The sequence below is a fragment of the Breoghania sp. L-A4 genome (genome assembly GCF_003432385.1).
GTDB lineage: Bacteria > Pseudomonadota > Alphaproteobacteria > Rhizobiales > Stappiaceae > Breoghania.
Map to the genome: position 1 here is coordinate 2562674 of NZ_CP031841.1, position 19955 is coordinate 2582628.

Consider the following 19955-nt stretch of genomic DNA (forward strand, 5'->3'; position numbering starts at 1 on the left):
ATTGTCCGGTGGAGCGTGCATCGGTGATGGAGCACGCCGCGCATCCTTCGAGACAGCCGCTGCGCGGCTTCCTCAGGATGAGGCTTTCTTGTTGTGAATCAAGAGATTGCATGCCGCCGGGCCACAACAATCGACCTCATCCTGAGGAGGGCCGATGGCCCGTCTCGAAGGATGGGCCGCTTGCGCGCCATCCCGCACCAACGCCTTGCATGCCCGGGCAGTACGGCTTCAGCGCGGCTATTCGGCCGCCGTGGCCTCTTCGTATTGAGACGTCATGCCGAGCCAGTCTTCCTCGGCCCTGGCCAGGGCCTTCTCGGTGTCGGCCTTGCGCTTGGCGAGTTGCGTCGCCTTCAGCGGATCGCGGGCATAAAGTTCCGGGTCCGCGAGCAGCCTGTCAAAGCGCTTGATGTCGCCCTGCAGCTTCTCCACCTTGCGTTCCGCCGCCTGGATCTGCTTGCGCAATGGCGCCAGCTGGGCGCGCTTTTCCGCCGCCCCCCGGCGCCGGTCCTGGGCCGAACCGCGCTGCTGCTTGTCCATTTCGCCGGCCCGGTCGGCGCCCTTGCCGCCTTGCAGGATCATCTTGCGATACTCTTCCATATCGCCGTCGTAATTGGTTACGGTGCCGTCGGCCACCAGCCACAGCCGGTCGGCCGACGCCTCCACCAGATGCCGGTCATGCGAGATCAGGATCACCGCGCCCTGATAATCGTTGAGCGCGAAGACCAGCGCTTCGCGGCTGTCGATGTCCAGATGGTTGGTCGGCTCGTCGAGGATCAGCAGGTTGGGTCCGTCGAACGTGGCCAAGCCCAGCAAAAGTCTCGCCTTTTCGCCGCCGGAGAGATCCTTGGCGGCGGTTTCCATGCGGTCGGTCGGCAGACCGAAGCGGGCGACGCGGCCGCGCACCTTGCCTTCCGGCTCGCCCGGCATGCGGGCGCGCACGTGCTGCACCGGCGAGTGTTCGGGCACCAGTTCGTCCAGCTGGTGCTGGGCGAAATAGGCGATCTTCATCTTGTTGGCCCGCGCCATATGGCCGGAAATCAGCTCCAGCCGCCCGGCCAGAAGCTTTGCGAAGGTGGACTTGCCGTTGCCGTTGGCGCCGAGCAGCGCGATCCGGTCGTCCGGGTCCAGCCGCAGGTTCAGGTTCTTGAGCACCGGCTTGCCATCATAGCCGACGCTTGCGCCCTCGAGCGCGATCAGCGGCGGGGCGGGGACCACCTTGGGCTCCGGGAAGGAGATCGGCTGGCGCATGTCGTTGGCCGCCGCCTGGATCGGCTCCATGCGCTCGAGCATCTTCAGCCGCGACTGCGCCTGGCGCGCCTTGGACGCCTTGGCGCGGAAGCGATTGACGAACGCTTCCATATGCTTGCGCTGGGTTTCCTGCTTCTCGCGATGCTTTTCCTGCACCGCCATGTTCTCGCGACGCTGGCGCTCGAAATTGTCGTAGCCGCCGCGATAGGACGTCAGCTTGAGCTGGTCCAGATGCACGATGGTGTCCACCGCCTTGTTGAGCAGGTCGCGGTCATGCGAGATCAGCAGCACGGTGTAGGGATAGCGCGCGATGTAGGTTTCCAGCCACAGCGTGCCTTCCAGATCGAGATAGTTGGTCGGCTCATCCAGCAGCAGCAGGTCGGGCTCGGAGAACAGCACGGCGGCGAGCGCCACGCGCATCCGCCAGCCGCCGGAAAACGCAGAGCAGGGTTGCTGCTGGGCGGCGGCCGAAAAGCCGAGCCCGTGAAGGATCGAGCCGGCGCGCGCTTCCGCCGTGTGCGAGTCGATGTCGGCCAGCCGCATGTGGATCTCGCCGATGCGGTGCGGGTCGGTCGCGGTCTCCGCTTCCGCCAGCAGCGCCGAGCGCTCGGTGTCGGCGGCCAGCACCACGTCGATCAGGGAGATGTCCGATCCGGGCGCTTCCTGGGCCACCTGGCCGACGCGCGCGTTGCGGCGCACCGTGAGCGAGCCGGATTCCGGCGACAGATCGCCGGTGATCAGGCCGAAAAGCGTTGATTTGCCCGTGCCATTGCGACCGACCAAGCCGACCTTCGCGCCCTCGGGCACGACGACGGAGGCCTGGTCAAGCAGGGTACGGCCGGCAATCCGGTATGTGAGTTCGTTGACATGCAGCATGGCGCCTTTTGGCGCGGACCGTGTCCCGTTGCAAGAGCAATCACGCGTGCAGTGCGAAGAACGTGACTTTGCGACCCGTTTTGGCCGTATTCGCGCGTATCCGAGGTTGCCGCTGCGGCATGTCGCTTCGTATAATTACACAGGGCCGGGGGGCCTCTTGCTTTGGAGCGTCGTCATGTGTGTTCCGGGTTGCCAGGAAGCGGTTGTCGCGCGGTTGTCGCGCCGCGGATTTTTCAAGGGCGCGGGTGCGGCTGCCGCAACCGCCGCCACGTTCCAGGCCTTTGCGCCGCCGGCGCGCGCGGCCCCCGCCAGTTTCAGCCGTGCCGTCGACCTGACGCACCGGCTGGTGGAGAATTTTCCCACCTATTTCGGCGGCAACCAGATCGAATTCGAAAAGATGTTTTCTTTTGAGGAGGACGGGTTCAACGTCAACCGCTGGCATCTGGTCGAGCACACCGGCACCCACATGGACGCGCCGCTGCATTTCTCCAAGGACGGGGCGTCGGCGGCCGACGTGCCGGTCGACCAGCTCGTGCTGCCGCTCGCCGTTATCGACGTGAAGGCACAGGCCGCCGCAGACCCGGACTATCAGGTAAGTGCGCAGGATCTTTTGGACTGGGAGACAGCCAACGGTCCATTGCCGCAGGGCGGCTGCGTGGCGATGAACTCCGGCTGGGATCAATTCGCTGGAAACGAAAAGTTCCGCAACGCCGATGCCGACGGCAAGATGCATTTCCCCGGCTTTGCTCTGGAAGCAACCGAATTGCTGATGGAACGCGGCGTCACCGGCATGGCGGTGGACACGCTGTCGCTCGACTATGGATTGTCGACCGATTTCGTCACCCACTACGCCTGGCTGCCGTCCGGGCGCTGGGGCATGGAAGCGGTCGCCAACCTTGATCAGGTGCCGGCGACGGGCGCGACACTGGTGGTCGGCGCCCCAAAAATCGCCGGCGCCAGCGGCGGCCCCAGCCGGCTGATCGCGCTGGTTTAGGTATTGCGTTGGACATGAATGGATGGCTGAGGGCAGCACGGAAATCGCGTCCGTCGTGCCGGGCTTGACCCGGCTTCCATGCCGATAAGGGTCGGCGCGGACACGTGGCTCAGTCCTCGTGTGCAATCACCCTGGCCTCGCCGCATGGAGACATCACGGTATGGATCCCGTGTCAGCGGAGCAGCACCGCGCGCTGCACCGCGCACGGGATGACGACGTGGTTTTTTGTGGCCGGCGGATGACATCGGATGTGAGGTGCCGCGATCTCACCCCATCCCCACGCCCCTCTCGCGCTGATACCGGATCAAGTCCAGCGACGGCGGGTCGACACTGAGTTGGCTGAGCATTCCGTGCGCCTGGCCGCGGTGATGGGTTTGGTGGTTGAACAGATGCGCCAGCGCGGGCGCCAGCGGCTGGGTCACGGGCTCGGGGCTGGTGACCGGCGTGTAGGTGAAGGTGTGGCGCAGATCCGCCTCCGAGAGGCCGTTGGTGTAGGCGATGATCCGCGCGTCCTCGGCCTCGCGGGCGGCGCGCAGGGCCGTCAATGTGTCGTGCAGGACGGTGTCGAGCTGCGCCGGAAGAGGGCCGTCTCCGGTGAAGCGGTGCATCCATATGTGGTCGCCGACCAAGATATGGTTCAGCGTGCCATGCAGCGAGCCGAAGAAGGCGCCGCGATCCTCAAAATACTGTGCTTCGGACAATGTCTCCACGGCTGCATAAAGCCGGGTGTTGGCCCAGGCGTTGTAGCCAGCCATCATCGTGACAAAAGCTTTCATGTTTTCTCCCGCGAAAAGCTCAAGTAGGGTCGCTCAAAATCATACGTCAGCACGCCTGACATGCGCGCGGAAATTCACAAAAGGACGCCAGATGCCCGTTGTACTTTACGACTTGTGCGGGGCCGACGAGGCCCGGCGGTTCAGCCCTTATTGCTGGCGCGTGAAAATGGCCCTGGCGCACAAGCATCTCGGCGTCGAGGAGCGGGCGACCCCGTTCACGAAGATCCGCGAGATGGTCGGCGGCGTGTCCTCGACCGTGCCGGTGATCTCGGACGAGGACCGCACGATCAGCGACAGCTGGGATATCGCGGTCTATCTGGAGGAAACCTATCCCGACCGGCCGTCGCTGTTCGGCGGCGAGGGTGGCCGGGCGGCCGCGAAATTCGTCGAGAGCTGGGTCAACACCACGGTGCACTTCGCGCTCGGCAATCTGGTGATGAAGGACATTCACGATATTCTGGGGCCGGACGACCAGGCGTATTTCCGCGAGAGCCGCGAAAAACGCTTCGGCACCACACTGGAATCCCTGCACGAGGGCCGCGAGGCGCGGCTGGACACCTTCCGCAAGGCGCTGCAGCCGGTGCGCCAGATGTTGAAGAACCAGCCGTGGTTCGGTGGCGACGCGCCGCTGTTCGCCGACTACATCCTCTTTGGCACGCTGCAGTGGCCGCGCGTGGTGAGTTCCTTCCGGTTGCTCGAAGACGACGATCCGGTGACGGAATGGTTCGGCCGTTGCCTTGAGCTGCACAATCATCTGGGGCACAAGACGCCGGCGGCGGCTTGAACAAGGCGATCCCGGGCTGCGGTTGGCTGTTCTGAGCATTTCGCTTATCAATGCATTCGATCCAATTCAGAGTGGTGCCCATCAAGAGATGGGTATCTGGATCTGAATTTCATTTTCGTATTGTAGTAAAGGTTAAATAAATGGCGTCGAAAATTCGTAGTGTGAAGATTGTTGTTCTGGCGACGTTTCTTCTGGCTGGCTGCAAATCGGAGCCATACGACATCAAGAGCTCGGACTACGTCGCCTTGAACGAGGCGCAGATGTCCGTTTATCAAGAGGCGGTAAAAACAAAGCTCAAGGCTCCCGATAGCGCGGTATTTGCGGTGCCGAGAGCTGTCGTCCACCCGAAAAATGGATATCTGATTTCGTGTGGTCACGTCACGGCGAGCAATATCGCTGGAGATAAGAGCGGCGAATTGCTCTACTACGTGTCTTTCGCAAAGGACCCCGATCCCTGGGGCCCGAACCCGCAGGTCAAGACGGTCGACAATCACGTTGTCGCCGGCATCGACTGTCCGCGCCTTGGATTGATCTCGCCAAAGTCCTGATCCGGGCGCGCGGGATTGTCGTCCTGCCCCTTGCGAGAAATTGGCCGTGCGCGTATACCGGCCCGGAATTTCATCGGCGCTCGATATCGGGCGCCGATTTTCATCACAACCGCCCCATTCGCAGAACGCCCACTGCGCAGAACGAAAGACCAGAACCATGGCCATCGAACGCACCTTCTCGATGATCAAGCCGGACGCCACCAAGCGCAACATCACCGGCAAGATCATCGACCGTCTGGAATCCGCAGGCCTCTCCGTCGTCGCGCAGAAGCGCGTGTGGATGTCGCTGCGCGAGGCCGAAGGCTTCTACGCCGAGCACAAGGCGCGCCCGTTCTTCGGCGAGCTGACCGAATTCATGTCCTCGGGCCCGACCATCGTTCAGGTTCTCGAAGGCGAGAACGCCGTTGCCAAGAACCGCGAGATCATGGGCGCCACCAACCCGGCCGACGCCGATGAGGGCACCATCCGCAAGGATTTCGCCCTGTCGATCGGCGAGAACTCGGTGCACGGCTCCGACGCCGTTGAAACCGCGGCCCGCGAGATCGGCTACTGGTTCTCCGAGACCGAGATCGTCGGCTGACCCCAGCCGCTTTCGATGGATGTGAAAAAGCCGGCCGTCGCGCCGGCTTTCTCATGCGCTGATTTCGGCCGAAGCTCGACCCGCGGCGGCATGGCGGTCGGCGTTCGCGCGCATCAACCGTTTCACCGCCTCGCGATCGACCTGGCAACGATGGCCGTTCGCGTCGAAAGGTGCCTTGAAGGTGAAGGCATGGACGCTCGGCCCGTGGTCATGCAGGTGCTCGTGGCGGATGACCGCTTCGGCCCACTCCGGCGTGTGATCGCCCGCCACCCACCACAGCACCAGCGGCGGCCAGGCCGGTTTGTCGAACCAGTCGCGGCCATGGCGCATCGCCTCGGCGTGAATGCCGGCATAGGCGAAGGCCATCGGTGAGGCGAGGTCGCGCCACAGCGACAGGGTGGACGGCGCCCAGCCGTCGCCGCGCTCGACATGAAAGCGCGGATAGACCTGCTCGCCCCAGACGTCCGGACCCGGCTCATCGGCGTAGCCGGACCGCGCCATGAATCCGTCCGCGGCCTCAGCGGCGGCCAGGTTCGCGTCGTTGCGCGCGTGGAAACCGTCATTTGCCGGATCGTCGGCGGGCAGGCGGAACTGGCCGAAGGTGTAGAGGGCAATGCGTGGCTGCATGAGGATCCATAAGCTGCGTGAGGATCGCGTCGTGGCGGATGGCGCGCCATTCGACCGTATTCCGGCGCGAATCGCAAGACGTGCGCGAGAATCGTTGCCTCCCCGGCGAGAACTCGGTGCACGGCTCCGACGCCGTTGAAACCGCGGCCCGCGAGATCGGCTACTGGTTCTCCGAGACCGAGATCGTCGGCTGACCCCAGCCGCTCTCGATGGATGTGAGAAAGCCGGCCGTCGCGCCGGCTTTTTTGTGCCCGGCCGCGCGCGGAAACATGGACGCATTGTCATTTGATTTCGGAGCAAGGGACTGGCACCAAGGAGACAGGGGATGACGGACAGCCCGTCTGGAGGGACCCATGTTTCGGAAAATCTGCGCGACCGCATCGATTGTCCTTTTGAGCGGCGGCGCCTGGGCGCATGACGACGACGCCTCACTCGGTGGCGAGCATCCCGTTCATCCGCCAAGCGCGCTCGAGTTGCTGGGCCAGGCGCTGGTCCCCGATGCCGAGGCCGCGGCGACAATCACGGTGCGCGGCAACACGCGGGTGATTTCCGCGAATGGGCTGCCCGATCACAAGACAGGCCGCTTTCCCAACCGCAACAATCCCAACAGCATCCGGCGGCAGAACTATCAGTTCACGGTGCCGGCCAGGCCGCGCAAGAGCGGGCGCACGACGCAGCTCGTGCGGCAGCCCTTCGGCGTGGCGCTGAACGGCGTGCTGTTCGATCCCGGCACGGCGGAATTCTGGAACAACGATCCAAGATCGGGCTGGAATTACGAGGCGATCGGCGGGCCGCTCAATCTGGGGCTGGACCGCAACAACGCCCATGTGCAGCCCAACGGCGCCTATCACTACCACGGCATCCCGGTCGGCCTGCTGGCGCATTATTCCTCCGCCTCCGCGCCCGTTCTGGTCGGCTATGCGGCGGACGGATTTCCGATCTACGGCCCCTACGGCTACGCCAATCCGGACAGGCCCAGCGGCAAGCTGGTCAAGCTGCGCTCCAGTTACCGGTTGAAGGGGGCACCCGCCGCGGCGGGCCGGGGGGACGACCCGACGGCTCGTTTACGCAGGATTTTGCCTATGCCAAGGGCAGCGGCGATCTCGATGACTGCAACGGCCGTACCGGCGTCACGCCGGAATATCCCCAGGGTACCTATCACTATGTGATCACCAGCAGCTTTCCGTTCGTCCCGCGCTGCTTCAAGGGAACGCCGGACGCCTCCTTCCAGCGCCGCGCGGAAGGGCCTGGCCGCAGGGGACTCGCTGGCAGGGGACCTGATGGCCGGCCAGGCGGCCCGGGCGGGCGCTCCGGCTTCGACGGCCCGCCGAACGGCTTTCCGCCTCCTCCCAACGGTTTTCCGCCGCCCCCGCGTCCCTGACGCTTTGGAGCGCCGCGGACGCCGGATCTCCGGTGTCCGCTTGACACGGGATGCCGGCCCACGGATTCTCCGTCTCCTGTAAGGAGATCGCCGCCTCATGAACAAGCCCGTCTATCCGCTCACCCGCGCGTCGGCCTGTCCGCACGACTGTCCGTCGACCTGCGCGCTCGAAGTCGACGTGCTGGGGCCGTCCACCATCGGCCGGGTCCGGGGCGCCGCCGACAACGCCTATACCGACGGGGTGATCTGCGCCAAGGTCGCGCGCTATGCGGACCGCACCCATCACCCTGACAGGCTGACGCGGCCGCTGCGCCGCGTGGGCGAGGGGCGGTTCGAGCCGATGTCCTGGGATGATGCGCTGGACCTGGTGGCCGAGAAATTCCTGAAAGCGGAACAGGCCCTGGGATCGGAGACGGTGTGGCCCTATCACTATGCCGGCACCATGGGGCTGGTGCAGCGCGACAGCATTCATCGCCTGCGCCATACCAAGCGTTACAGCGGCCAGTTCGACACCATCTGCACCAACAATGCCTGGACGGGCTATATCGCCGGCACGGGCCTGCTCGCGGGCCCGGATCCGCGCGAAATGGCGCTGGCGGACTGCGTGGTGATTTGGGGGACGAACGCGGTCTCCACCCAGATCAACGTGATGACCCACGCGGTGAAGGCGCGCAAATCCCGCGGCGCGAAGATCGTGGTCATCGACGTCTACAACACCGGCACCATGAAACAGGCGGACATGGGGCTGGTGCTCAAGCCGGGCACCGACGCGGCGCTGGCCTGCGCCGCGATGCATGTGCTGTTTCGCGATGGGCTGGCCGACTGGGACTATTTGCGCCGCTACACTGATTGCCCGGATGATCTGGCGGAGCACGTCAAAAGCCGCACGCCGGAATGGGCGGCCGCGATCACCGGGCTTTCGGTCGCCGAGATCGAGGCCTTCGCGCATCTGGTGGGCAATACCAAACGCAGCTATTTCCGCCTGGGCTATGGGTTCACGCGTTCGCGCAACGGCACCGTGTCGATGCACGCGGCGGCGTCGATCGCCTGCGTCACCGGCTGCTGGCAATACGAGGGCGGCGGCGCGTTCCACAACAACGGCGCAATCTACAAGCTCGACAAGCGGATGATCGAGGCGCCCGAGCGGCGCGATCCGTCCGTGCGCCTGCTCGATCAGTCGCGCATCGGCGCGATCCTGTGCAGCGAGCCGGAGGCGCTGGAGGGCGGGCCGCCGGTGACCGCCATGCTGGTGCAGAACACCAATCCGGTGTCGGTGGCGCCCGAGCAGGAAAAGGTGAAGCGGGGCTTTGCGCGTGACGATCTGTTCGTTTGCGTGCATGAGCAGTTCATGACCGAGACCGCCGCCATGGCTGACGTCGTGCTGCCGGCGACGAGCTTTGTCGAACATGACGACATCTACAAGGGCGGCGGCCACCAGTATCTGCAACTCGGGCCGAAGCTGATCGACGGCCCCGGCGAGGCGCGGGAAAACCTTTTCGTTCTCAATGAACTGATGACGCGGTTGGGTGTCGAGCATCCAGGCAACGCATTGAGCGCGCGCGAGCACATCGACTGGATGTTGAAGGCGTCGGGCTATGGGGATTGGGACACGCTGGAACGCGACCGCTGGCTCGATCTGCAGCCGGAATTCCGGCAGGCGCATTATCTCGACGGTTTCGGCCATGCGGACAAGAAGTTCCATTTCCGGCCGGACTGGACGAAGACGCCCGCGCCCAACGACGGCGCCAAGGGACCGTGGAGCGATATGCCCGAATTGCCGGACTTCTGGCCGGTGATCGAGGACAGCGACGCGACGCATCCCTTCCGGCTGGTGACCGCGCCCGCGCGCTCCTTCCTCAATTCCACGTTCAACGAAACGGAAGGCTCAAGGAAGAAGGAAGGCCGGCCGGAGGTGCTGCTGCATCCCGATGAAGCCGCGCGCATCGGCGTGGGCGAGGGGGACGCCATACGGATGGGCAACGAACGCGGCGCGGTGCGGTTGCATGCCCGTATTTTTGACGGTGTTCTGCCCGGTGTGGTGGTCTCGGAAGGCATCTGGCCGAATTCGGCCTTTGTCGACGGGCGGGGAATCAATACGCTGACAGGCGCCGATCCGACCGCGCCCTATGGCGGCGCCGCGTTTCACGACAGTCACGTGTGGATCCGGCTTGATTGACAAGGCCCCCGGCCGCAGTGGCGCAGACCATGAACCGCCCCGGCCACTTGCGAAGCAACAAGGAAGACGCATGCCTGCAAGAATAACAGCCGCATTCCTCCGTCCGGGTCTTTTGGCCATTCCGGCAATCGCCACGCTGGCCCTGAGCCTCCAGATCGCGCCGCCGGCCTTTGCCAAGGGCCGCGATACCGCGCGCGTCATGATGCTGGATCGCTGCGTGAACGACGAATACCGCCGCCAGCGCAATTCCGATGGCGTGGTCAAGCGCTGCCAGTGCGCGTCCAAGAAGGCTCTGGAGGCGTTGAGCCCGAGCGACATCGCAAACGTCAGCTTCGGCTCGTCGCTGCCGCGCGGCATGCGCCGCGAACTCGCCGCGGCATTGCAAATGTGCAAGTAACAGGCGTTTGGCGGATCAGCCGGCGGGCCAGATGAGCGTCCCCGCCGTCACCGCCGCCTGCGCTTCAAGCGTCACGCGCTGGCCATTGAGGCGCGCGCGGCCCGAGGCCACCCAGCCGAGCGCCATCGGGTAGATCGCATGCTCGACGGCCAGAACGCGGGCGGCGAGGGCGTCTTCGGTGTCGGCATCGAGAACCGGCACCGCGCCCTGCACGATGATGGCGCCGGCATCCATTTCACTTGAAACGAAATGAACCGTGGCGCCGTGGATCTTGACGCCGGCCTCAAGCGCCCGCGCATGGGTATCCAGACCCTTGAAGGACGGCAGCAGCGCCGGGTGGACGTTGATCATGCGCCCTGACCACGCCTCGACGAAGCCCGGCGTCAGCAGCCGCAGGAAGCCGGCGAGACACACAAGCTCCACGTCATGCTCGACGAGCACCGCGTTCATGGCGGCGTCAAAGGCGGCGCGGTCCCTGCCGTACGCCGTGTGGTCGATGGATACGGTCGGGATGCCGGCCGTTTTGGCGTGCGCCAGTCCCGCCGCATCGGGACGGTTGGAGGCGACAAGAACGATGTCGGCCGGGAAGGCCGGGTCGCGCGCGGCGTCCAGCAGCGCCACCATGTTCGAGCCGCGGCCCGAAATCAGAATGGCGACGCGCTTCTTGCCGCGCGCGCTCACGCGTTGAAACCCGTCGTGCCCGTGAAGACCACGGGCTCATCGGCGCGCTCGACCATCTCGCCGAGGCGGACGACCGTCTCGCCTTCAGCCGTGAGCAGCCGGGTGACTTCATCGGCCGCGTCGGCCGCGACGACAACGACCATGCCGATGCCGCAGTTGAAGGTGCGCAGCATTTCAGGTTCGGCCACATTGCCTGTCGACGCCAGCCAGTTGAACACGGGAACCTTCGGCAGCGCGCCGAGATCGATGCGTGCCGTTGCCGTTTTCGGCAATACGCGGGGCAGGTTTTCCGGCAGGCCGCCGCCGGTGATATGCGCCAGCGCCTTGATGCCAACGGTCTTGTTCAGGGTGGCCAGCAGCGGCTTGACGTAGATCCGGGTGGGCTCCAGCAGCGCGCGGCCCAGCGTCTTGCTCTCGTCGAAGGGGGCGGGTGCGTCCCAGCCAAGGCCGGAGGCTTCGACAATATGGCGCACCAGCGAGAAGCCGTTGGAATGCACGCCGTTGGAGGCCAGACCCAGAATGACGTCGCCCGGGCCGATATCGGGGCGCGGCAGCAGCGCGCCGCGCTCCACGGCGCCGACGGAGAATCCGGCGAGATCATAGTCGCCATCGGCATACATGCCGGGCATCTCCGCCGTCTCGCCACCGATCAGCGCCGAGCCGGAGATCGTGCAGCCCTTGGCGATGCCCTGGACGATGCTCGCCGCCGCCTCGACGTCGAGCCGGCCGCAGGCGAAGTAATCCAGGAAAAACAGCGGCTCGGCACCCTGTACTATGAGATCGTTGACGCACATGGCGACAAGATCGATGCCGACGGTGTCGTGAATGCCGGTCTCGATCGCGATCTTCAGCTTGGTGCCGACGCCATCGTTGGCCGCGACCAGGATCGGATCGACAAAGCCCGCGGCCTTCAGGTCGAACAATCCGCCGAAGCCACCGATGTCGCTGTCCGCACCCGGCCGCGCCGTCGCCTTCACAAAGGGGGCTATTTTCTTGACGAGGGCGTTGCCGGCGTCGATGTCGACGCCTGATTGCGCATAGGTCAGGCCGCCGTCGGCGCCCGCGCTTTTGTCGCTCATGGATGCGAGTTCCCGGTTACGATTCGGCGCATCCAACCGATTGCCCGCTCCAGAGTCAAACGGGATTAGCGCCGCACCCCAATGATGGTTAGCTTCTCACGCTGGATCGAATCACGCGCGGGCCGCATCTGGCGGCTCTCGCGCATGTTTTGCGGCATGTCCTGGCGCCGGGGTGACGGCAAATGACGGTTCCCAATCTGATCTCTCTGTTCCGGCTCTTTTTGGTGCCGCTGATCGTCTGGCTGATCATCGAACACAATCTGCTGTGGGCCTTCTGGGTGTTCGTGATCGCCGGCGCATCGGACGCGGTCGACGGGCTGATCGCGCGGCATCTGGGCGGGGCGTCGGAACTCGGCGCCTATCTCGATCCGCTCGCCGACAAGGCGTTGCTGGTGACCATCTATGTCTGTCTGGCGATTGTCGGAGAATTGCCCGCCTGGCTGGTGATTGCGGTGGTCAGCCGCGATATCCTGATCGTCGGCGCGGTGATTTTGTCGTGGACATTGGCCCGTCCCGTCACAATCCGGCCGCTTATGGTCTCGAAAGCCAACACGGTCGCGCAGATCGTGCTGGCGAGCATGGTGTTGGGCTCGCATGCCTTCGCGGTGCCGCTCGGAGCGACGAAGGTGTTGATGGTCGGATTGACCGGGCTGTTGACGGTGATCTCCACCGGGGCCTATCTCATGGAGTGGATTCGCCACATGGCGGCGGAACCGCACCGGTGACCGGGCGCGGGCCGCGGCTTGACGTGCAATGAAACCGGCGGATGGCGCAGGCAAGGGCCCGTCTTCGCCGGCAACAGGGATGCCGGAACCGATGAGTCTCAAAAAGCACATCTTCTTCTGGCTTCTCGCATTCGCGGCTTTCGTCGGCTTTCTCCTGGTGTTCCGCGCGATCCTTTTGCCGTTCGTCGCGGGTATGGCGCTGGCCTATCTGCTCGATCCGGTCGCGGACAGGCTGGAGGCATATGGCTTCAGCCGGCTGCTGGCCACGCTGACCATCCTGTTCGTCTTCGTGCTGTTGTTCGTGACCTTCCTCGTCATGCTGGTGCCGGTGCTGGGCCATCAGTTGTCGGGACTGATTACCGACATGCCTGGCTACGTGCAGCGGTTACAGGAAGTTCTGTTCGACCAGTTGGGTGACAGGCTGGGCCGGCTTACCGGCATGACGACGCAGGATCTGAAGTCATCACTGGGCAATCTGATGGGGCAGGGCGCCGGCTGGCTCGGCGACATCCTGAAGTCGCTGTGGAGCGGCGGACAGGCGCTGATTTCGCTTGTCTCGCTGATCGTGGTGACCCCGGTCGTCGCCTTCTACCTGATCCATGACTGGAACGGCATCGTGGACAAGATCGACGGCTGGTTGCCGCGCGACCACCGCGACGAGATCCTGCGGCTGGCAGGGCAGATGAACGCGGCCGTGTCGGGGTTCGTGCGCGGACAGATCAGCGTCTGCCTGCTGCTCGGCGCGTTCTATGCAATCGGGCTGGTGCTGGTCGGGTTGAACTTCGGCCTGCTGATCGGCATCGGGGCGGGGCTCGTCAGCTTCATTCCGTTCGTCGGCGCGACGCTGGGACTGGTGGTGTCGCTGGTCGTCGCCTTCGTGCAGTTCTGGCCCGATTGGACCATGGTGGCGATCGTGCTTGGGATCTTCATGGTTGGCCAGTTTCTGGAGGGTAACATCCTTCAGCCGAAGCTGGTGGGAACACGGGTCGGACTGCATCCGGTGTGGTTGATGTTCGCGCTTTTCGCCTTCGGCTACCTTTTCGGCTTCGTGGGCATGCTGATCGCCGTGCCCGCGTCGGCCGCGATCGCGGTGCTTGCCCGGTACGCCCTGGAGCGGTATCTGAACAGCGCGCTGTATCACGGTACGGCGCATGCCCGTTCCGGAACAGAGAGCGCCGAGCAATGAGCGCGAACGGTGATCCGGCCCAACTTCCCTTCGAGCTGCCGCATGAAGCGGCGCTCGGGCGCGATGATTTTCTGGTCGGGGATTCCAACCGCGCGGCGTTCGAGCTCGTCGTCAGTTGGCCGAACTGGCCGTCCGCCTATGCGCTGATCGCCGGTCCCGTGGGCGCGGGGAAAAGCCACCTGGTCTCGATCTGGCGGGAGTGTTCGCAGGCCAGCGTCGTCGCCGCCAGCGATCTCGGGCGCATCGACATCGCCGCGCTCGCACGCAGCGGCCCCGTGGCGCTTGAAGACGCCCATCAGAACGGTCTGAACCAGACGGCCCTGTTCCACCTGATGAACGCCACCCGCGAGGCGGGGCATTCGATGCTGCTGACCAGCCGCACCTGGCCGGCGTCCTGGAATCTCGATCTGCCGGATCTGGCCTCGAGGCTGCGGCTGGCGACGCCGGTGGAGGTGCGTGAGCCGGATGACGACTTGTTGCGCCGGGTGCTGGTCAAGCTGTTTGCCGATCGTCAGTTGCCGGTGGAGGCGACGGTGATCGACTTCCTGGTGGTGCGCATGGAGCGCTCGCTGGAAGCCGCCAACAGGATTGTCGCCGATCTCGACCGGGCGGCGCTTGCCGCGCGGAAGAAGATCAACCGCAAGATCGCGGCAGAGGTCTTGAGCGCGCTCGAATAGCGTGCGCGAACCAAGAAATCCGCTGGGATAACCGCGCGGCGATGAAAAGAATGTCATAATTCCGTTCTATGTATGACAATTCCACCTTTGGAGATGATGCATGGAAGACGCGACGGCCCCCGCGAACAAGACCAGTGCTCCGGCACGCGCAGAGACACGGACTGCCGCAAAGGTCCCCGAAGCCCCCGTGGACCTGCGCCAAAGCCCGGAGCGCTTTATCAATCGCGAAGTGTCGTGGCTGCAGTTCAACCATCGCGTCCTCGATGAATCGTCCAATGAACAGCACCCGCTGCTTGAGCGGCTGCGGTTCCTGTCGATTTCCGCGAACAATCTCGATGAGTTCTTCATGGTCCGCTTTGCCGGCCTGAAGGCGCAGGACCGCGCGGGCGTGCGCACCGTCAGCGACGACGGCCGCACTCCGAGCGAGCAACTTGTCAAGATCGGCGCCGCGGTGAAGACGCTGCAAAGCGAGCAGCAGGGCAGTTGGCGGTCCCTCAAGGGCAATCTGGCGTCCGAGGGCATTGTGCTGGTGGAGGCGGATGGGCTCTCCGCCAAAGACAAGGCGTGGCTCGAGACCTATTTCCTCGCCCAAATCTTTCCGGTGCTGACGCCGCTTGCGATCGATCCCGCGCATCCTTTCCCGTTCATTCCCAATCTCGGCTTCTCGCTGATCCTCGATCTGCAGAAGAAGTCGGGCCGCGCCAACATGACGGCGCTGTTGCGCATTCCCGGTCAGTTGCAGCGTTTCGTGGCGCTTCCCAACGCGGACAACCGGCGCACGCGATCGCACCGCTTCATCACCATCGAGAATACGCTCGGGTTGTTCATCACGCGGCTGTTTCCCGGCTACGAGATTCGCGGGCAGGGCGCCTTCCGGGTGATCCGCGATTCCGATCTGGAAATCTCGGAAGAGGCGGAGGATCTGGTGCGGCTGTTCGAAAGCGCGCTCAAGCAGCGTCGCCGCGGATCCGCGATCCGGCTTGAAATCGAAGCGGCCACTCCGGAGCCGCTGCGCGACTTCGTGGCGAGCGCGCTGGGCGTCGAGGAAAGCGACGTGTTCCTCACGGAGGGGCTTCTGGCGCTGAACGATCTGTCAGAGCTGGTGAAGGTCGAGCGGGATGATCTGAAGTTCCCGCCCTATACGGCGCGGTTTCCCGAGCGGGTGCGTGAGCATGGCGGCGACTGCTTCGCCGCCATCCGCGAGAAGGATTTTCTCGTTCACCATCCTTACGAATCCTTTGACGTGGTGGTTCAGTTCCTGCGCCAGGCCGCGCAGGATCCCGATGTCGTCGCGATCAAGCAGACGCTGTACCGCACGTCGAGCGACTCGCCCATCGTCAAGGCGCTTTCCGAAGCGGCCGAGTCGGGCAAGTCGGTGACGGCGCTCATTGAGTTGAAGGCCCGCTTTGACGAAGAGGCGAACATCCGGCTCGCGCGCGATCTGGAGCGCGCCGGCGTGCAGGTCGTCTATGGGTTCATCGAGTTCAAGACGCACGCAAAGCTGTCGATGGTGGTGAAGCGCGAACAGGGCAAGCTGACCAGCTACTGCCACATCGGCACCGGCAATTATCACCCGATCACCGCGCGGATTTACACCGATCTTTCGTTCTTCACCGCCGATCCGGTGATTGCCCAGGATGTGGCGAAGATCTTCAACTACATCACCGGATACGCGGAACCGGTGGCGCTGCAGAAGGTGGCGATTTCGCCGATCAGTCTGCGCGCGAGGGTTCTCGATCTGACAAAGGCCGAAATCGAGCATGCGCGCGCCGGGCGTCCGGCCCAGATCTGGATGAAGATGAACGCGCTCGTCGATGGCACGATCATCGACGCGCTTTACGACGCGAGCTGCGCGGGCGTGCAGATCGATCTGGTGATACGCGGCATCTGCTGCCTGCGGCCCGGCATTCCGGGTCTGTCGGAGAATATCCGGGTGAAATCGATCGTCGGCCGCTTTCTCGAACACAGCCGCATCTTCTGCTTCGGCAATGGCTCGGGGCTGCCGTCGGCGGACGCCAAAATTTACATCAGCTCGGCCGATATGATGCCGCGCAACCTGGACCGGCGGGTGGAAGCCGCCACGCCGATTGAAAATCCCACGGTTCACGAGCAGATTCTCGAACAGATCATGGTTGCCAACATGAAAGACAACCAGCACAGCTGGCGCGTCTTGCCCGACGGAGGCCATGAGCGCATAGTGCCGCAAAATGGCGAAGAACCATTCAACGCACACCAATACTTCATGACCTACCCATCACTGTCGGGCCGTGGCAAAGCACTCAGAAATCATTCCCCAAAGCTTTTTGGCGGACGCACAAAGAAGCACACTTGATAGCATGATGGTCTCCGACGACGCTGCTCCGGGTCGACTGCCCGGCGAGGGCGCGGTCGCCGTCATTGATATCGGGTCCAACTCCATCCGGCTTGTCGTCTATGAACGCCTGTCTCGGGCACCCACGGTGCTTTTCAACGAGAAGGTGCTCGCCGGCTTGGGCCGCGGTGTGGGCACGACGAACCGTCTTTCCGATGAGGCCGCCGACGTCGCGCTGCGGGCGCTTATGCGCTTCCGCCAGTTGTGCGACCAGATCGGCGTCGTCAAGCTGCTGATCGTGGCGACGGCCGCCGTGCGGGATGCCGAGAACGGACGGGAGTTCCTGAACCGGGTCGAGGACATCTGCGGCACGACCGTCAAGATGCTCACCGGCAAGGACGAGGCCTATCAGTCGGCGCTTGGCGTCATCGCCGGCATGTGGAAGCCGGACGGCATCGTCGGCGATCTCGGCGGCGGAAGCCTGGAGCTGGTCTCCGTCACCGGGCGCGAGATCGGCAAGGGCCTGACCTATCCGCTGGGCGGCATTCGGTTGCAGGAAGCGGCCGGCGGGTCGATCAAGAAGGCGGTCGCGCTGGTCGGCGAAGCGCTGGAAGGCGCCGACTGGCTGTCCATCGGCACGGGACGCGCGTTCTATGCGGTGGGCGGCACCTGGCGCTCCCTGGCGCGCCTTCACATGGCGCAGACCGGATATCCGCTGCATGTCATCGACCATTACTCGATCGAAGCCGATGAGGCGCTCGAGTTCTGCAAGGTGATCACCCATTCGGACATCGGCGCGCTTGACTGCATCGAGGTGGTCTCGAAGCAGCGCCGTCCCCTGCTGCCCTATGGCGCGGCCGTACTCGAGCAGGTAATCCGCCGTGTCCGGCCGAGCCGCATCGTCATGTCCGCGCTGGGCGTGCGCGAGGGGCTGCTCTACGACCAGTTGCCGGAGGAGGAAAAGATCCTCGATCCGCTGTTGACGGCCGGCCACGAATTCGCGCTGCTGCGCGCCCGTTCACCACGCCATGCGCGCGAGCTCGTGACCTGGACGGAGAATGCCTTCTCCGTGCTCGAGGTCGAGGAAACCGACGAGGAGAAGCGGCTGCGCACCACCGCCTGCCTGCTGGCCGACATCGGTTGGCGCGCGCATCCCGAATATCGCGGCGAGCAGAGCCTCAGCATCATATCGAACGCCGCCTTCACCGGCGTCGACCATCCCGGTCGGGCCTATCTCGCGCTGGCGGTCTATTACCGGCATGCGGGTCCCTTCGACGAAGCGTTGAGCCCGGGGTTCCGTGAGCTGGCGTCCCTGCGGCTCAAGGAGCGTGCGCGTACCCTGGGCGCCAGCCTGCGCGTCGCCTATCTGATCACGGGGTCCGCACCGGGCATCATCGGACGCACGGGGCTTGCGGTTGTTGACGGGACGCTGGAATTGCGGTTGCCGCCGGAGCTTGGCGCGCTGGATGGCGAGCGGCTGGCCAAGCGGTTGTCGCGGCTGGCAAAGATGTTCGGTCTGAACGCCGCGATCCGGGTTCTGTCGTAAGCAAGCGTTGCGGCGGCTATTCGGCCGCCGTCTTGGCTTGCGTTTCGGCGTCGTCGCCCAACACCCTGTCGACCGAGATGATGCGCTTTCCCTGGAAGGCGAGGGCGATTTCGCCGCGCTTGAGCTTCAATGCGTCCTTGCCGAACAGCTCGTAACGCCAGCCCGACAGCGCCGGCACGTCGGCCTTGTCGTCGGCAGCGATCTTTTCCAGATCATCAACCGTCGCGATGATCTTCGCCGCCACGCCTTCAGCCTCGGTCGTCAGCTTCAGCAGCACCTTCAGCAGATCGACCGCGGCGGCGGATCCGTCGGGCGCGGCCTTGCCGCGCGGCAGTTCCGGCAGATCTTCCTTGGGCGTTTTCAATGTCTTGCGCAGCACGGCGAGAATGTCTTCCGCCGACTTCGACCGCTCGTAGCCGCGCGGGATCGTGCGCAAGGCCGCCAGCGCCCCGGCATCCCTGGGCTGCTGCGAGGCGAGTTCATAGATGGCATCGTCCTTCAGGACCCTGCCGCGCGGCACGTCGCGGCGCTGGGCCTCGACCTCGCGCCAGGCGGCGAGATCACGCATCACGGCAAGCTCGATCGGCTTGCGCACGCGCATCTTGAGGCGCTTCCAGGCGTTTTCGGGGTGCATCTCGTAGGTCGACGGCGAGGTGAGGACTTCCATCTCCTCGCGCACCCAGTGGCTGCGGTCCTGTTCCTCGAGATTGGCCTGCAGGAACCGGTAGACGTCGCGCAGATGCGTCACGTCGGCCAGGGCGTAGGTGAGCTGCTTGTCGGTCAGCGGCCGGCGCGCCCAATCCGTGAACCGGTGGGTCTTGTCGATCCGCGCGCCGCTGACCCGGCCGACCAACTGGTCGTAGGAGATCGAATCGCCGAACCCGCAGACCATCGCGGCCACCTGGGTGTCGAACACGGGATGGGGCACGAAATTGCCCAGATGGTAGACGATCTCGATGTCCTGGCGGGCGGCGTGGAACACCTTGATCACGCCTTCGTCGCGCATCAAGGCGAAGAACGGCTCAAGATCAATGCCTTCGGCCATCGGATCGACGGTCACCGCGTCATCCGGACCCGCAAGCTGGATCAGGCACAGTTTCGGCCAGAAGGTGCTCTCGCGCATGAACTCGGTGTCCACCGTCACATATTCGTGGCGGGCAAATCCGCTGCAGGCGGTGGCGAGTTCTTCAGTGGTTGTGATTGGTTTCATGATGGTTCGCAGCTATAGCGCAGGATTTCCACCGTGTCGCCCTGTAACGGGGTATGCGGCCCGGTAGACCCGCCGAATGAGTGAAATTAAGCCGGCCGGCGCGGGCGGGACGGCGCTTTTCACGGAAAGGATGTCCATCTCGCGTCCAAACAG

18 protein-coding genes and 1 pseudogene are annotated in these 19955 nt (G+C 64.5%); 13 read left to right on the forward strand and 6 right to left on the reverse strand.

The window, feature by feature from the left end; translation table 11 throughout:
• Window positions 1–237 precede the first annotated feature (237 nt).
• Window positions 238–2124 carry an ABC-F family ATP-binding cassette domain-containing protein gene (locus D1F64_RS11755; protein ID WP_117412604.1) on the reverse strand — a complete coding sequence of 629 codons (1887 nt, stop codon included), beginning with the start codon at window positions 2122–2124 and terminating at the stop codon, window positions 238–240.
• A gap of 175 nt (window positions 2125–2299) precedes the next feature.
• On the opposite strand from D1F64_RS11755, the gene D1F64_RS11760 reads away from it, so the two are divergent.
• Entirely contained in the window at window positions 2300–3118 is an 819-nt protein-coding gene (locus D1F64_RS11760) for a cyclase family protein (protein ID WP_117414564.1), read from the forward strand.
• Between the two features lie 266 nt (window positions 3119–3384).
• Here the strand turns inward: D1F64_RS11760 and D1F64_RS11765 are convergent, their stop codons facing one another.
• Window positions 3385–3894, reverse strand: a complete 510-nt coding sequence (locus tag D1F64_RS11765; RefSeq protein ID WP_117412605.1) for a DinB family protein — start codon at window positions 3892–3894, stop codon at window positions 3385–3387.
• Between the two features lie 91 nt (window positions 3895–3985).
• Between D1F64_RS11765 and D1F64_RS11770 the strand changes: the two genes are divergently transcribed.
• The 3 genes from D1F64_RS11770 to ndk all read left to right on the forward strand — a co-directional run bounded on the left by D1F64_RS11770 (window position 3986) and on the right by ndk (window position 5806).
• Window positions 3986–4678, forward strand: coding sequence for a glutathione S-transferase family protein (locus D1F64_RS11770; RefSeq protein WP_117412606.1), 693 nt, complete (start codon window positions 3986–3988; stop codon window positions 4676–4678).
• Window positions 4679–4818: 140 nt separating this feature from the next.
• Window positions 4819–5226 (forward strand): hypothetical protein, encoded by a 408-nt coding sequence (locus D1F64_RS11775; protein ID WP_162901490.1) that lies wholly within the window; start codon window positions 4819–4821, stop codon window positions 5224–5226.
• 157 nt (window positions 5227–5383) lie between these two features.
• Entirely contained in the window at window positions 5384–5806 is a 423-nt protein-coding gene (gene ndk / locus D1F64_RS11780) for a nucleoside-diphosphate kinase (protein WP_117412608.1), read from the forward strand.
• 51 nt (window positions 5807–5857) lie between these two features.
• Here ndk and D1F64_RS11785 read toward each other — a convergent pair whose 3' ends face one another.
• Window positions 5858–6433 (reverse strand): DUF3291 domain-containing protein, encoded by a 576-nt coding sequence (locus tag D1F64_RS11785; protein ID WP_117412609.1) that lies wholly within the window; start codon window positions 6431–6433, stop codon window positions 5858–5860.
• A gap of 104 nt (window positions 6434–6537) precedes the next feature.
• On the opposite strand from D1F64_RS11785, the pseudogene D1F64_RS23350 reads away from it, so the two are divergent.
• The 4 genes and pseudogenes from D1F64_RS23350 to D1F64_RS11805 form a co-directional block, all read left to right on the forward strand.
• A pseudogene (locus tag D1F64_RS23350) lies at window positions 6538–6627 on the forward strand (nucleoside-diphosphate kinase); the annotation flags it as partial.
• Window positions 6628–6786: 159 nt separating this feature from the next.
• Window positions 6787–7602, forward strand: coding sequence for a YHYH protein (locus D1F64_RS11795; RefSeq protein WP_205470446.1), 816 nt, complete (start codon window positions 6787–6789; stop codon window positions 7600–7602).
• Window positions 7603–7911: 309 nt separating this feature from the next.
• Window positions 7912–9990: a molybdopterin oxidoreductase family protein gene (locus D1F64_RS11800; protein WP_117412611.1), complete on the forward strand. Its 2079-nt coding sequence runs from the start codon at window positions 7912–7914 to the stop codon at window positions 9988–9990.
• A 70-nt stretch (window positions 9991–10060) separates the two neighbouring features.
• Complete coding sequence (locus tag D1F64_RS11805) at window positions 10061–10387, forward strand: hypothetical protein (protein WP_162901491.1); 327 nt, start codon at window positions 10061–10063, stop codon at window positions 10385–10387.
• Between the two features lie 15 nt (window positions 10388–10402).
• Here the strand turns inward: D1F64_RS11805 and purN are convergent, their stop codons facing one another.
• Window positions 10403–11068 (reverse strand): phosphoribosylglycinamide formyltransferase, encoded by a 666-nt coding sequence (gene purN / locus D1F64_RS11810; protein ID WP_117412613.1) that lies wholly within the window; start codon window positions 11066–11068, stop codon window positions 10403–10405.
• Window positions 11065–12147, reverse strand: a complete 1083-nt coding sequence (purM, locus tag D1F64_RS11815) for a phosphoribosylformylglycinamidine cyclo-ligase (RefSeq protein ID WP_117412614.1) — start codon at window positions 12145–12147, stop codon at window positions 11065–11067. Before purM ends, purN begins: the two co-directional genes overlap by 4 nt.
• A gap of 182 nt (window positions 12148–12329) precedes the next feature.
• Between purM and D1F64_RS11820 the strand changes: the two genes are divergently transcribed.
• From D1F64_RS11820 to D1F64_RS11840, 5 genes are all read left to right on the forward strand, one after another.
• On the forward strand, window positions 12330–12872 hold the full coding sequence (locus tag D1F64_RS11820) for a CDP-alcohol phosphatidyltransferase family protein (protein ID WP_117412615.1): 543 nt from the start codon (window positions 12330–12332) through the stop codon (window positions 12870–12872).
• A 91-nt stretch (window positions 12873–12963) separates the two neighbouring features.
• Window positions 12964–14058, forward strand: coding sequence for an AI-2E family transporter (locus D1F64_RS11825; protein WP_117414565.1), 1095 nt, complete (start codon window positions 12964–12966; stop codon window positions 14056–14058).
• Entirely contained in the window at window positions 14055–14735 is a 681-nt protein-coding gene (locus tag D1F64_RS11830) for a hypothetical protein (RefSeq protein ID WP_117412616.1), read from the forward strand. The genes D1F64_RS11825 and D1F64_RS11830 overlap by 4 nt, the downstream gene beginning before the upstream one ends.
• Window positions 14736–14835: 100 nt before the next feature.
• Complete coding sequence (locus tag D1F64_RS11835; protein ID WP_117412617.1) at window positions 14836–17067, forward strand: RNA degradosome polyphosphate kinase; 2232 nt, start codon at window positions 14836–14838, stop codon at window positions 17065–17067.
• A 4-nt stretch (window positions 17068–17071) separates the two neighbouring features.
• Entirely contained in the window at window positions 17072–18592 is a 1521-nt protein-coding gene (locus D1F64_RS11840) for a Ppx/GppA phosphatase family protein (protein ID WP_117412618.1), read from the forward strand.
• A gap of 16 nt (window positions 18593–18608) precedes the next feature.
• Here D1F64_RS11840 and rnd read toward each other — a convergent pair whose 3' ends face one another.
• Window positions 18609–19802 (reverse strand): ribonuclease D, encoded by a 1194-nt coding sequence (rnd, locus tag D1F64_RS11845; RefSeq protein WP_117412619.1) that lies wholly within the window; start codon window positions 19800–19802, stop codon window positions 18609–18611.
• Between the last annotated feature and the right edge of the window lie 153 nt (window positions 19803–19955).

What these genes read in the sequence shown, in the direction of transcription:
- rnd (WP_117412619.1), bottom strand. Translation starts at nt 19,802, where the DNA reads ATGAAACCAATCACAACCACTGAAGAACTCGCCACCGCCTGCAGCGGA.
- D1F64_RS11795 (WP_205470446.1), top strand. Translation starts at nt 6,787, where the DNA reads ATGTTTCGGAAAATCTGCGCGACCGCATCGATTGTCCTTTTGAGCGGC.
- D1F64_RS11785 (WP_117412609.1), bottom strand. Translation starts at nt 6,433, where the DNA reads ATGCAGCCACGCATTGCCCTCTACACCTTCGGCCAGTTCCGCCTGCCC.
- ndk (WP_117412608.1), top strand. Translation starts at nt 5,384, where the DNA reads ATGGCCATCGAACGCACCTTCTCGATGATCAAGCCGGACGCCACCAAG.
- D1F64_RS11775 (WP_162901490.1), top strand. Translation starts at nt 4,819, where the DNA reads ATGGCGTCGAAAATTCGTAGTGTGAAGATTGTTGTTCTGGCGACGTTT.
- D1F64_RS11800 (WP_117412611.1), top strand. Translation starts at nt 7,912, where the DNA reads ATGAACAAGCCCGTCTATCCGCTCACCCGCGCGTCGGCCTGTCCGCAC.
- D1F64_RS11835 (WP_117412617.1), top strand. Translation starts at nt 14,836, where the DNA reads ATGGAAGACGCGACGGCCCCCGCGAACAAGACCAGTGCTCCGGCACGC.
- purM (WP_117412614.1), bottom strand. Translation starts at nt 12,147, where the DNA reads ATGAGCGACAAAAGCGCGGGCGCCGACGGCGGCCTGACCTATGCGCAA.
- D1F64_RS11770 (WP_117412606.1), top strand. Translation starts at nt 3,986, where the DNA reads ATGCCCGTTGTACTTTACGACTTGTGCGGGGCCGACGAGGCCCGGCGG.
- D1F64_RS11755 (WP_117412604.1), bottom strand. Translation starts at nt 2,124, where the DNA reads ATGCTGCATGTCAACGAACTCACATACCGGATTGCCGGCCGTACCCTG.
- D1F64_RS11825 (WP_117414565.1), top strand. Translation starts at nt 12,964, where the DNA reads ATGAGTCTCAAAAAGCACATCTTCTTCTGGCTTCTCGCATTCGCGGCT.
- D1F64_RS11760 (WP_117414564.1), top strand. Translation starts at nt 2,300, where the DNA reads ATGTGTGTTCCGGGTTGCCAGGAAGCGGTTGTCGCGCGGTTGTCGCGC.
- D1F64_RS11820 (WP_117412615.1), top strand. Translation starts at nt 12,330, where the DNA reads ATGACGGTTCCCAATCTGATCTCTCTGTTCCGGCTCTTTTTGGTGCCG.
- D1F64_RS11840 (WP_117412618.1), top strand. Translation starts at nt 17,072, where the DNA reads ATGATGGTCTCCGACGACGCTGCTCCGGGTCGACTGCCCGGCGAGGGC.
- D1F64_RS11830 (WP_117412616.1), top strand. Translation starts at nt 14,055, where the DNA reads ATGAGCGCGAACGGTGATCCGGCCCAACTTCCCTTCGAGCTGCCGCAT.
- D1F64_RS11765 (WP_117412605.1), bottom strand. Translation starts at nt 3,894, where the DNA reads ATGAAAGCTTTTGTCACGATGATGGCTGGCTACAACGCCTGGGCCAAC.
- D1F64_RS11805 (WP_162901491.1), top strand. Translation starts at nt 10,061, where the DNA reads ATGCCTGCAAGAATAACAGCCGCATTCCTCCGTCCGGGTCTTTTGGCC.